Here is a 13,031-nt window from a genome sequence, read left to right as displayed (position 1 = left end):
GATCAGAGTAGAAATATGAGAACGAGGAGACAGGATGTTTAACGGCTTACGAAAAGCAGACCGGGTTTTATGCTTCTTTGCGTTAGTGGCTTTAGTGGTCGGAGGAAACGGGAAGCCGGCTTGCGCTGACGAAAAAGTCAATCTGGCTGAATTCTACGGATTCAAGCCACTCGAACTCTTCAAATTATCCAGTCGCTCTTCCAACATGCTGGCGGAAGATATCAACGGGGATCATCTGAATGACCTGATTCTGATCGACAACAGTAACAGTCGCATTGATATCTTGCAGCAACGAACCGACAAAGATCAGGAAGCGAATGACGATTCCAATCAAGGCATCAACTTCATTCCCAATGATGCTCGGTTGAAACATGTGAAGGTACCCGTTGATGTTTCTGTCTCTGCTTTGACCGTGGGGGACTTCAACGGCGATGGCCGCAACGATCTGGCTTATCTGGCATTGCCGGATCGATTGATTATTCGCTATCAGTCTGAAAAGGGAGACTGGTCAAAACGCAAACGGATTCGACTGGCCGACTTGCAGCCCACGCAGTGGACGATTGCGGCCGGAGATCTGAATTTCGACCAGAAAGACGATTTAATTGTTCTGGGGAAAAATCATACCTATGAAATTCTGCAGAACACGCAAGGGGAGTTAAATACGCCGCAATCAATTCTGAATACGTCTCCCAAGCTGGGCCTTGCTGCGATTGCCGATCTGGACGGCGATGGTCGCAACGATTTTACCTACGCGACCCGTGATGGGAAAAACCAGGTTTTGTGTGCCCGTTTGCAAAAACAGGATGGAAAACTGGGGCCGGAAATTCGGTTTGAGCTTTCTAACCCGCGTTCGGTCACACTCTCCAATCTCGATGGCAAACCGGGTTCGGAAATCATGACCATTGATTCACAAACCGGGCGTCTCAAAGTTCAGCAGCTGGAAAACGCACAGAATCAAAACGGAGATCTCTCCAAACGACTGACTCTGTACGGATTCGGCGAAGCAGGATCAGGTCGCAATCGTGGTTTTGGTGTGGGAGATATCAACGGTGATGGATTAAGCGATGTCGTTGTCTCTGACCCGGAAACCGCGCAAATGCTGGTTTATCTGCAAACGAAAGATCGCGGCCTCGATCTCGGGCAGACCTACCCCGGTCTGCTGGGCGTGGAGCAGTTACGCATTGAAGATGTGAACGGCGACGGACGGGGCGAAGTCTTTGTCTTGAGCGAACGCGAAAAGATTATCGGCGTCAGTTCATTAGACAAACAGCGTTTGTCGTTTCCTCAAATTCTACCCATTAAAGGCGAGCCATTGGCGTTTGAACTGGCTGACCTGGATGGAAATCAGACACCCGAATTGATTTATGCCGCCAAAGTCGTCAACAAAGGAAGCTATAGTTATAAGTTGCAGGCACTCCGTCTGGGCAGTGATGGGAAGTGGAGCGAATATCAGTTTCCAAGCAATCCTCCCAGCCTGGATGCGCCCAAATCATTAGTCAAGCTCGACGCCAATGGAGACGGCATTTATGAACTCATGGCATTTTACGGACTGTCCCGATCACCCAAAATGGTCTCGTTACTTCCAAGGCAAACTCCCAAATTGATTGAGCCTTCCGGGGGAATCAACTTGGATGAAATCAAACCCGAATCCATTTTCATTGGCGGCAAAAAACGGGACTGGGTTCTGACCGCGCAGAATAACTTCGCCCGCCGACTGAGGTTGAACTCCACCAATCAATGGCAGGTTGTCGATCAGTTCAATGCCCCTGAAAGCAAAGCCCGCGTCGTCGGTGCAGTGAACATTGACCTTGATGGCGAACCAGGCGATGAAATTGTACTGGTCGACCTGGGGGTTGAGAAACTCCGCATTTTGCGGAAAGAGTCCAATGTTTATCGTCCTTGGAAAGAAGTGGAAATTGGCGAGTTTCCCTTTATTTCTGCCCACGTCGCCGACTTGAACGGCGATCAGCGGCCCGACCTGTTATTGTTCGGACGGGGACAATTCGGGATTCTCTACTCCGGTCAGACTCCACCCACATTGAAGGAAGTGGCTTCCTTTGAATCAAAATTGCCGCAAGCCTACTTTACCGATTCGGTGGCAGGCGATCTGAACGGCGATGGTCGGTCTGACCTGGTGATCCTCGACACACGCACTCATCATGTCGAAATTCTCAACTTGGGCGCGAAACAGGACCTGAAGCATGCGTTAAACTTCAAAGTCTTTGAAGAGAAAACTTTTTCCCGTTCCAACCGGGCCGGTGTCAATCCGCGGGAAGCCGTGATCGCCGATCTGACCGGTGATAATCGCAAGGATCTGATCCTTTTGTGCCACGACCGTGTTTTACTTTACCCTCAGGATGATGGGAAAGATTAAGGAACGTACCAACTAAAGGTTGCTTGTATCGTGCATCGCGTATTTCTGGGATAAGCGATCCAGTCCCCAGACCAGAACAGCGGCACCAGCGATCAGCGCCAGCGAGGCCCAAAACATGCCGTCGAAACTGCCCGGCCAGACATTTTCGTAAATCCGATGTTTGAAGGGCACCATTTCAGGTGTCTGTTCGGCAGTGTAGGGGGTCGCGTCAATCTTGAACGGCCAGATCCGTCGTAATGAACCCACCATCAGGCCGCAGAGCACGGCCATTGTCAGCGTATGAAAATTGTGCAACAGCCAGCGTAGCACTTTGCTGAACAGGATCAATCCGAGTAAACAACCCGACACAAACACAACAACAGTCAGCAAACCGTTCCAGTCGATATTCCCTTTGAGTAGTTCTTTGGGAATGGTTTTCAATAAACCGGTAATGTCGTGATATTTTCCCAGCAGGATCAGAATCAGTGCGCCGCTGATGCCAGGCAGGATCATCGCGCAGATGGCGATCATCCCGCAGAGAAAGACATACAGATTTCCTTCCGGCGGCTTGACGGAATGTTCTCCCACCAGCAGATAAACGCCGATCAATGAAGCGACAAACGCAATCACATTCGCGATCGTCCAGCGATCTACCATTTGTGCCACGAGAAAACTGGAAGCCAGGATCAATCCAAAAAACAGCGACAATGTCAGTTGTAGATGATAATCGAGCAGATAATGCATCAGGCTGGCCAGGCTGACGACTCCCGTCAAAATTCCCACACCCAGGGGAATCACAAATCGCAGGTCGAGGTGTTGCGCCGCTTCAGACCACTTTCGCTGTATCAGTAGTTGAAACAATCGGGCATCACAGTGACTGATGGCGGTAATCAGTCGCTGGTAGATGCCCAGAATCAGTGCGACGGTTCCCCCGGAAACGCCAGGAATGATGTCGGCCCCCCCCATTAAAAGGCCCCGTCCGAGCTGGATCAGATCCCCTTTGGCGGGAAATTTGGGTGGGGGTTGGGAAACGGATGGTTCGGAATCAGACATCAATTAACCTTGATTTAATGAACAAAAGGATCTTCGATTTAATTATTTCGACGCCAGCAATTGAACACAGGATACGAGATCAGGTATGTTTCATAGAGATGCAAAGTGTAATGTAGTGAAGCGTTTCTGAAAAGCGTTGATTTCTGATCCCCCAATAGTAAAGAGAAAAGCACTATGAAAGGCCCCGGATTGAAGCTGGACCTTGATGTCAGGCGACTCTGGAAGTGTCCTCAAACGGGCGAAACGATTCGATTGAGTGGCGATGTCACTACCAAATCAACGCAGATGAATGGAGAAACTGTCTTCATGAAACTCGTCGAAGAAAAACGCAGTCTGTACCGGGATCCGTTTCATTTTGACTATTATGAACCGCCGGCTGCCGATCAGTCTTCTTCAGAACGGGCTGCCGCCGCGGCACGTTCGATTGAGGAAATGGAAACGGTCGAAGAAATCGTCGTGGCTGAAGCGCAGACGACAGAAATTTCATTCACTGCTCCCGAAGAGCCCAAACCAGACACACCTCAGGTTCAAGAACCGGCGGCTGAAGATGAGGAAGAAGATAGCTTCGGCGGCGGGTTGCTCTGAGCCACTTTGAATCGATGCGTTCGATTGATCACGATTTCGTTTGAGTTTCTTATCTCGGCATCAGCCGATTGGTATAACGCGGTCCATGTCACAAACAGATATCATTATTACCGGTGCTCGCGAGCACAATCTGCAAAACGTCAGTGTTCAACTTCCCCGCAATCGGCTGATCGTCATGACCGGAGTCAGCGGCTCCGGCAAAAGCTCGCTTGCGTTTGATACGCTTTACGCAGAAGGGCAACGGCGCTACGTCGAATCGCTTTCCAGTTACGCGCGTCAGTTTCTGGGGCAAATGCCCAAACCGGAAGTCGATGCCATCTCCGGCCTCGCCCCTTCGATTTCCATTCAGCAGAAAATGAGCGGCCGCAACCCGCGCAGCACCGTGGGGACGATTACAGAAATCTACGACTACCTCCGCGTCTTATTCGCCCGCGTCGGACTGGGCTCCTGTGAAAACTGCGGCAAACCGATCAGCTCCCAGAGCAGCGAGCGGATTATCGATTCAATTTCGCTCCTGCCGGAGAAAACCCGTTTTACCATTCTGGCGCCGTTGATCCAGCAGCAGAAGGGCGAGTACAAAGATCTGTTCGAGGATCTTTCCAAACAGGGCTTCCTCAGAGCGCGCGTCGATGGTCGCATCGTGCAACTAACCGATCAGCTTCAGCTGGATCGTCAGATGCGGCACACGATAGAAGTCGTCATCGACCGACTGGTGGCAGGCAAAGTCAGCCGCGCGCGGCTGGCAGAGTCGGTGGAACTGGCGTTGAAACTGGGCAATGGAACGCTGATTGTCGCCCAGGAACTTTCTGCGAAACATCCCGATAATGAAAATGCAGAGACGCTGCAGGACAAAATATTCAGCTCACGCTATGCCTGTGCCGATTGCGGCATCAGCTATGAACCGCCGACGCCTCAGTTATTCAGTTTCAACAGTCCGTTGGGGATGTGTACTGAATGTAACGGCCTTGGAATGCGGTACGATTTTCCACTCGACTCGTTACTGAAAAAAGGTTCGCTGTCGATTCAAAAAGGGGCCTTCGAGTTGTTGGGCCCGTTAAGCAAAGTCGGAAAATGGCGACGTCACATCTACAACGGCGTGGCCCGTTCTATCGAAAAAGATCTTAAACTTACTGAAGACAGTTTTCTGAAAACGCCCTGGAACGAATTGCCCGCAGCAGCGCAGCACCAGTTTTTGTATGGAACCGGCGAACGCAATATCACCTTCAGTTGGCGGCATTCGGGCGGTGTTTGGAAGCATGGCGGCACCTGGGAGGGATACATTGAGGAACTGCTGGAAAGTTACCGTAAAACCAGCAACCCCATGCGGCGGAAACAGCTCGAAAAGTACATGGACTTCGTCCAATGTTCCAGTTGCCACGGAACGCGACTGAATACACAGGCACGCCACGTCCACATTACTTCGACCAGTTATGCATCCAACGGCAGTCAAAAACCAGCAGCCAAAACTCTGCCGGAAGTTTGTGCCTTCAGTATTGAAGAAGCCGCCACCTTCTTCGAATCACTAGAATTGGACGAAACCGGTTTGCTGATTGCCGACGAAGTCTTGAAAGAGATTCGCGGACGCCTCGGCTTTCTGTTGCGATGCGGCCTGAATTATCTGACGCTCGACCGCACCGCGCCCACGCTGTCCGGCGGTGAAAGTCAGCGGATTCGACTGGCCGGGCAGATTGGCTGCGGTCTGGTGGGCGTCGTTTATATTCTGGATGAACCCTCCATCGGCTTGCATCCCCGCGACAATACGATGTTGCTGGAAAGTCTCTGCGATCTGCGTGATCAGGGAAATACGGTGATCGTCGTTGAACACGATGAAGAGACGATGCGCGCCGCTGACCATATCGTCGACTTCGGTCCCGGCCCCGGTATCCGTGGCGGGCACATTGTCGCGGAAGGCACCTATCAGAAAGTTCTCAAAGCGAAAGAGAGTGTGACGGCCCAGTTCCTCTCCGGTAAAGAAAAAATCGAAATCCCGGAAGCACGTCGTCGTCTTGTCAAAAAAGAATCGATCACAATCAAAGGGGCCAAACATCATAACCTGAAAAATATCAGCGCTGTGATTCCCACCAAAGGTTTTATCTGTGTCACCGGCGTGAGTGGTTCTGGGAAAAGTTCGCTCGTGAACGATATTCTCTGGTCGGTCCTCAATAAAAGTGTCAACAAAGGAAAAGGAAATCCGGGCGAACACCAGAAAGTGACCGGCCTGGAATTCATCGACAAAGCGATTGACATCGATCAGTCTCCCATCGGTCGTACGCCCCGTTCGAATCCCGCGACGTATGTCAAAGTCTTTGATCTGATCCGCGATCTGTATGCGAAGCTCCCGGATGCCCGCGCCCGTGGCTACAAAGCCGGGCGGTTCAGTTTCAATGTTGCCGGCGGACGCTGTGAAGCCTGTGAAGGACACGGCGCGAATAAGCTGGAGATGGACTTTCTTGCTGATGTCTGGGTTCCCTGTCCGGTTTGTGAAGGCCGCCGTTTTCACCATGAAACGCTGGAGATTCGCTACAAGGGCGCCAATATCGCCGAAGTGCTGGAGATGGATATTCAACAGGCAATTGAACATTTTCAGAACGTTCCCAAAATTCTGAAGCTGCTGGAATCGCTGCACAATGTCGGGCTGGACTATCTCAAACTGGGACAGCCTTCCCCTACACTGTCCGGCGGTGAAGCACAACGGGTCAAGCTGGCACGCGAGTTGGGTAAACGTTCGACCGGCAGCACTTTTTATCTTTTAGACGAACCAACGACCGGGCTGCACTTTGCCGATGTCAAATTACTGCTGAAAGTGCTGCATCATCTGGTCGATGCCGGGAACACAGTGCTGGTGGTCGAACATCATCTCGATGTGATCAAGACGGCCGACTGGGTGATCGATCTCGGCCCCGAGGGGGGAGAAGGGGGTGGAACGATTTTGGTTGAAGGCACGCCCGAAGAAGTCGCCGCCTGTTCGCACTCTTATACCGGTTTAGCCTTGAAAGAACAGACCGAACTGGTACCAGCCAAATCGACGAAACGCAAGAAAACAGCAAAAGCGCTGACTCTCAACAACCCGCATCTGCGTTGGCAGTCGGCGAATCAAAAACGAAATGGCAAACCGAAAGGGGACAGCAAGGAGATCACGATCCGCGGTGCCGGCCAGCACAATCTGCAAAACCTGGATGTGCAAATTCCCCGCAATCAGATGAATGTATTTTGTGGGCCGAGTGGCAGCGGCAAGAGTTCTCTGGCGATGGATACGCTGTACGCCGAAGGGCAGCGTCGCTATGTCGAATCGCTGTCGGCCTACGCACGCCAGTTTCTCGGGCAGATGCCCAAACCGAAGTTCGAGCACATTCACGGGCTCTCGCCGGCGATTGCCATTGAACAGAAAACGACCGGTCATTCACCCCGTTCGACCGTCGGCACCGTAACCGAAATCTATGATTACCTGCGCGTGCTCTATGCCCGTCTCGGAACCATGTATTGCCCGGACTGCGATGTGCCCGTGGAAACGCAGACTACCGATGAAGTCATTGAACGCATTTTGTCGATGGAAGCGGGAACCAAGCTCTTGATCTTGGCGCCCGTCGAGATCAACGTCGGTCAGGCCTATGAAACGCTTTGGGAAAAACTAAAGTCACAAGGCTTTCTGCGGGTGCGCATTGATGGCACGACGTACCGTCTGGAAGAGGTACCGGAAATCGACCGCCGCCGCCGACATGAAGTGGAAGTGGTGCTCGACCGGATTACCGTCGCCGCCAAGAATCGTTCGCGCATTGCCGACTCGGTGGAATCTGCATTGGCGCTTGGCGAAGGGTTGATGTATACCTGCTATTGTGATGATACGATTCCCGAAGAAGAATGGGATTTCGAAACGTTCAGCCTGTTTTATTTCTGTGAACAGTGCGGTCAGAGTTTTGAAGAATTGACGCCGCATAACTATTCGTTCAACAGTCCGCTGGGATGGTGCGAATATTGTGAAGGTCTGGGAACCGAACTGGGTACGAATTTATCCGAGTTGATTCCCGATCCGAACCGCAGTCTGCAGGACGCCGCGGTTGCCGCCTGGCCTGATCCACGGACGAATCCCGAGTTCAACAAAACGCTGATTGCGCTGGCAAAACAGTTTCGGATTCCGCTGGACGTCCCCTTTAATCAGCTCAGCGTGAAACAGCAGCGCGTCATTCTGTACGGCGATGAAGAACGCTGGATTCCCCTAGATGACTCCGGCAGAATTCAATTTCAGTACAAGGGGTTGTACCCGGCGATTGAGGAAGCATCGCGGCTCTCGTTCGCGTTTCGCAGTCGCCTGCACGAGATGACGGGGGAAGTGCCCTGTTCTGTGTGTAACGGCAGCCGCCTGCGGACTGATGCTGCTGCCGTGCGGTTTCAGGGTAAGACCATCGGCCAGTTTTGTGATCTTCCTTTGAGCGATGCGCTCGCGTTTATTAAAACCGCAAAGCTCGATAAACGGCAAAAGCAGATCGCCGGCGATCTGATCAAAGAAGCCACGAGCCGCCTGGAGTTTCTGGTTGATGTCGGACTGGAATATTTAACCCTCAGTCGCCCGTTGCCGACACTTTCGGGGGGAGAGAGCCAGCGGATTCGACTGGCAGGGCAGGTGGGACGTTCCCTGACCGGCGTGTTGTATGTGCTGGATGAACCGACGATCGGCCTGCATCCGCGCGACAACACACGGTTGATCAACACGCTCAAAAAACTGCGCGATATCGGCAACACGATCGTGATGGTCGAGCATGATCGGGAAGTTTTGGAAGCTTCGGACTGTCTGTACGACTTTGGTCCCGGGGCAGGGCGGTTTGGCGGCACGATTGTCGGCAAAGGTTCGCCCAAGCAGTTACAACGCAAAAAGAAATCACTCACGGGGCAATATCTGTCGGATCAGCTCACGATCCCACTGCCTCAGGAACGCCGCGTGATTTATGAGAAACAGGGCAAGACCGACGTTGCGGTTTCTCCCACCGGTCACTGGCTGGAATTGAAGGGCGCTCGCCAGCACAATCTGCAATCGGTCGATCTTTCGATTCCGCTGGGCGCATTCATCTGTATTACCGGAGTGAGTGGATCGGGAAAAAGTTCGCTGATCGAAGAGACGCTGGCACGGGCCGTCACTAAAAAGCTGCACCGCTCTAAAGAAGCGCCTGGTCCGTTTGATGATCTGCTGGGGCTCGAACAAATCAATAAAGCGATCATTGTTGATCAAAGGCCGCTCGGGAATACGCCGGCTTCGAATCCTGCCACCTACACTGGTGTGTTTGATCAGATTCGCGAACTCTTTTCTCGACTCCCTGATTCTAAAGTGCGCGGCTATCAGCCGGGACGTTTCAGTTTCAACCGTTCGGGCGGACGTTGTGAGGATTGCGAAGGCAACGGTCAGCGTTGTATCGAAATGCACTTTCTACCTGATGTCTGGGTGACCTGCGAAACCTGTAACGGCAAACGCTATAATCAGGAAACGCTGTCAGTCAAATATAAAGGAAAATCGATTGCCGATGTGCTGGAGATGTCGATTGGCGAAGTGGCGGAGCTGTTTAACAACATTCCGGCGATCCGACGGACGATGGAAACCCTGTGTGCGATTGGCTTGGACTATCTGACGCTGGGACAATCCGCGCCAACATTATCCGGGGGTGAATCGCAACGCGTGAAACTGGCGGCGGAACTGGCGCGACCGAGCACCGGGAAAACGCTGTATCTGCTGGATGAACCGACGACCGGCCTGCATTTTGATGATATTGCCAAACTGCTCAAGGTACTCAACAGTTTGGTCGAACTCGGCAATACCGTGATCGTCATCGAGCACAATCTGGACGTGATCAAAACAGCCGACTGGCTGGTGGATGTCGGACCGGAAGCAGGCATTGGTGGCGGACGAATCATCGCTGCAGGGACGCCGGAGAAACTGGTGGAACATGCAGACCGCTTTCAGAAACAGTCAACAAAAGCCAGCGCACGCAAATCGAAACAGCCGCCGCTTCTCCGATCTTATACGGGAGAAATTCTCAAGCCGATTCTTGCCTCCGGTGATCGCGAGGAACGCGAAGTCTTCGACGCACAGTCGCTCGGAGAAAAGCAGGCAGGCGACCTGGACCTGAAGCAAATCGGCCGCGACGCACAGATGCCGTGGCAGAAAGAGGGGAGACGCTGGCATACGCAGGACCATGTTTCCCTTTCGGGAGCGGCCTGTCAGTGGGAAGGCGGGGCGCTGGAAGCGGTGATCGACTTTGTGGAGAACAAAGAGGGCTTTGGTGAGATCAACTGGAATCATCGCAGTATTGTGGAAGTGAACGGGCCGGTCAAAAAACAGGGCTGGTTCCTGCATGCGAATACGGGGGATGAGTGGCTGCTGCGACTCAATTTCCGCGTCAAGCGGAATACCTTCAAGCAGGACGAACTCCGCGATCAACTAGCGTTTAAGTCGCTGGATGATCTGGACGAGCTTCCCATCTATGGACGTTCAAACCGGGTGCGAGTTAAAAACCTGAAAGGGCCCTGGCAGGAAGTCAGTCTGACGGTTCACTGGGAGGAAGAAATCAGCACGCCCGCGTTTATGGAATTCCTGGAGACAGCGTGCGAATCGTATCTCGGCTTGATTCAACGCGATGAAATCAAACCCGAAGAGATCATGCCCTGGAAAGTCCTGAAGAAGAAATGGCATCTCTCGCGGAAAGGGTTTCCCAACAATAAACGGGTTGTCTGGGATGCGTCGCTATTGGAGTCTCTGTTTGATCTGGTGGAGCAGACTTATCCCGATTCGGTCATTCAATGGGACAGTAAATCGCTGGTAAAATTTACGCGTGCCGGCCAGAAGAAATCGTTTCTGACGATTCATACCAAACGCCGCGAAGGTGTCGACCTGACGCTGCAATCCTCTGCAGGACAACTCACGCTGGGCAAGATCGCCGACCTAGGAAGTGAGCGCGAAATCAAAACTGATTCCAAAGGCAGAGAGCAGGCGCGGATTCGCTTCACAAACCAGAAGCAGGTGCAAAATAAAGCGTTCAAGCAACTGCTCAAATCGATGACTGACGAGTGAGCCGTTCCAAAACAGAACTTCAAAAAACGCTTTGAAATAAAGGGGGAAATCCCCGCATCTCGGAAAAGATGTTGACGTTTTTGAGTTTTACAGATAGGATACTCGCTGTAGCAATAGTCTTTCATATTGTTACGTCGTATAGCAATCGAATCTTAATCAGGTCAAATCGCTCTAATCTCTCACTCATCAGTGAGGACCTGTTCAATAAAACGACACTGAATTCGTTTTGGTAGGAAATATGGAAATGTGACGGATGCTCTTTTCTTACTCCAATTCGCGCTCCATTACCGTTCATACTCCTGCAAAATTAAATTTGTTCTTAAGCATCGATCATAAGCGATCCGACGGCTTTCACGATATTACTTCGTTAATGCTGTCGGTAGGAATATACGACACCTTAGTTTTCACGGAGGAACCTTCATCAGAAGTTGAGTTGCGTGTTGTCGAAGCAAATTCTCTTCAGCCCCAACAACTTACAGCCCATGAGTCAATCCCGACGGGAGAAGAAAATCTGGTAGTTCGCGCAATCAGGTTGCTTCAGGCAAAGTCGGGTAAACAGCAAGGAATTCGAATTCAGTTAACAAAACGAATTCCTTCACAGGCTGGATTAGGCGGGGGGTCGAGCGATGCAGCTGCAGCCTTGTTTGCTGTCAATAAACTTTGGCAATTGGGATTGTCACTTCATGAACTACGTGAATTGGCGGCGGAACTGGGAAGTGATATTCCCTTCTTTCTGACAGAAAGCACCAGTGCCATCTGCCGGGGAAGAGGTGAAATTATTGAACCTGTTTCAATTCCCCATTGTCTCCACTTTGTAGTTGTGCGTCCCGGCTCGGGATTATCGACTGCAGACGTTTATCGGCACTGTCGAGTGGGAAACCATTCGGAAAATCAGGTAGAGCAACTCGTAGGCGATCTGGCTTCTGGTCAATTTCATTCATTATCCAGCCTCATGTTGAATGATCTTCAGGCTCCTGCAGAAACACTAAATTCGGACATATTAATTTTAAAAGATTACTTCTCAAAACAATCTGTTTTGGGGCATATGATGAGTGGAAGTGGGACTGCCTATTTCGGTATCTGCCAGAACCGGGCTCAGGCATCTCAGATTGCGGCACGTTTACGTTCCACAGTCAAAGGGCACATATTTGTTGTCCAGAACCGACTATAGATGAGCAATTCAAAATTTGGCACAAATGGAGTGAGGCCATGGATATCAGTGAAGTTCGCATCAAGTTGATGAATGATCCGCATGAAAGATTACTTGCTTTTTGCTCGATTACTTTCGATGTCTCGTTTGTCATTCGAGATTTGAAAATTATTCAGGGGGCGAAAGGCGCCTTTGTGGCGATGCCCAGCCGCAAGCTGATGGATCGTTGTCCGAAGTGTCATACTAAAAACCACTTGCGGGCTTCGTTTTGCAACCAGTGTGGTGTACGACTGGATGAAAACCGGGCGGATAAGGACGACGCGGGACGCGCCCGACTCTATGCCGATATCGCTCACCCGATCAATTCGGAGTGCCGTGAATTGATCCAGCAGGAAGTCCTCAAAGCCTATCAGGATGAAAAAATATCCGCACAAGAGGACGGCTATATCTGCCGCTATGACGATTTCGGTGAAGAGGATTATGCCCGCCTGAGTCCTTATGAAGAAGACTTAGAAGATACAAAGACCCCAGCCGAAGTATCGGGGGCCGAATCAATCCACATCCGTAAAAATAATCAGGTGTTCCGAATCGACTCCGCGGAGTCCACCCAGGAGGCGAGTCCGCCGCATCACACGGCAGCAGACCAGCCCGAATCAGACAAAGTCTCATCGAATGAGAGTGAGTCCCGTTCGCGAGGCGGCGATACCTTTGGTTCCGGAATTGTCTGACTTTTATACACGTGCGACATGGAATCAGAGCGTGAACTCGTTTCAATGTCCAAAACACTCACTGGCGACTGATTCTGCTACGAACGGATCCTGTTTCATAGCAGAATC

Annotated in this window: 6 protein-coding genes; 5 read left to right on the top strand and 1 reads right to left on the bottom strand. The window is 51.6% G+C overall.

Annotation, left to right across the window (positions count from 1 at the left end):
* Positions 1-34: 34 nt before the first annotated feature.
* Positions 35-2,374, top strand: a complete 2,340-nt coding sequence (locus Pan241w_RS22130) for an FG-GAP repeat domain-containing protein (protein ID WP_145220045.1) — start codon at positions 35-37, stop codon at positions 2,372-2,374.
* A 12-nt stretch (positions 2,375-2,386) separates the two neighbouring features.
* Here the strand turns inward: Pan241w_RS22130 and Pan241w_RS22125 are convergent, their stop codons facing one another.
* Positions 2,387-3,406, bottom strand: a complete 1,020-nt coding sequence (locus Pan241w_RS22125; RefSeq protein WP_145220043.1) for a DUF368 domain-containing protein — start codon at positions 3,404-3,406, stop codon at positions 2,387-2,389.
* 174 nt (positions 3,407-3,580) lie between these two features.
* Here Pan241w_RS22125 and Pan241w_RS22120 point away from each other — a divergent pair, with 174 nt between their 5' ends.
* The 4 genes from Pan241w_RS22120 to Pan241w_RS22105 all read left to right on the top strand — a co-directional run bounded on the left by Pan241w_RS22120 (position 3,581) and on the right by Pan241w_RS22105 (position 12,923).
* Positions 3,581-3,991, top strand: a complete 411-nt coding sequence (locus Pan241w_RS22120) for a hypothetical protein (RefSeq protein ID WP_145220041.1) — start codon at positions 3,581-3,583, stop codon at positions 3,989-3,991.
* An 85-nt stretch (positions 3,992-4,076) separates the two neighbouring features.
* Entirely contained in the window at positions 4,077-11,045 is a 6,969-nt protein-coding gene (gene uvrA, locus Pan241w_RS22115) for an excinuclease ABC subunit UvrA (protein WP_145220039.1), read from the top strand.
* A 253-nt stretch (positions 11,046-11,298) separates the two neighbouring features.
* Positions 11,299-12,216, top strand: coding sequence for a 4-(cytidine 5'-diphospho)-2-C-methyl-D-erythritol kinase (gene ispE, locus Pan241w_RS22110; protein ID WP_145220037.1), 918 nt, complete (start codon positions 11,299-11,301; stop codon positions 12,214-12,216).
* A gap of 38 nt (positions 12,217-12,254) precedes the next feature.
* Complete coding sequence (locus Pan241w_RS22105) at positions 12,255-12,923, top strand: SpoVG family protein (protein WP_145220035.1); 669 nt, start codon at positions 12,255-12,257, stop codon at positions 12,921-12,923.
* Positions 12,924-13,031 lie beyond the last annotated feature (108 nt).

This window comes from Gimesia alba (assembly GCF_007744675.1).
Classification (GTDB): domain Bacteria; phylum Planctomycetota; class Planctomycetia; order Planctomycetales; family Planctomycetaceae; genus Gimesia; species Gimesia alba.
This window is presented reverse-complemented; position numbering and strand designations above follow the sequence as displayed.

Coding starts and splice junctions, on each gene's coding strand:
- Pan241w_RS22105 (WP_145220035.1), top strand. CDS start 12,255: ATGGATATCAGTGAAGTTCGCATCAAGTTGATGAATGATCCGCATGAA.
- Pan241w_RS22120 (WP_145220041.1), top strand. CDS start 3,581: ATGAAAGGCCCCGGATTGAAGCTGGACCTTGATGTCAGGCGACTCTGG.
- Pan241w_RS22130 (WP_145220045.1), top strand. CDS start 35: ATGTTTAACGGCTTACGAAAAGCAGACCGGGTTTTATGCTTCTTTGCG.
- Pan241w_RS22125 (WP_145220043.1), bottom strand. CDS start 3,406: ATGTCTGATTCCGAACCATCCGTTTCCCAACCCCCACCCAAATTTCCC.
- uvrA (WP_145220039.1), top strand. CDS start 4,077: ATGTCACAAACAGATATCATTATTACCGGTGCTCGCGAGCACAATCTG.
- ispE (WP_145220037.1), top strand. CDS start 11,299: ATGCTCTTTTCTTACTCCAATTCGCGCTCCATTACCGTTCATACTCCT.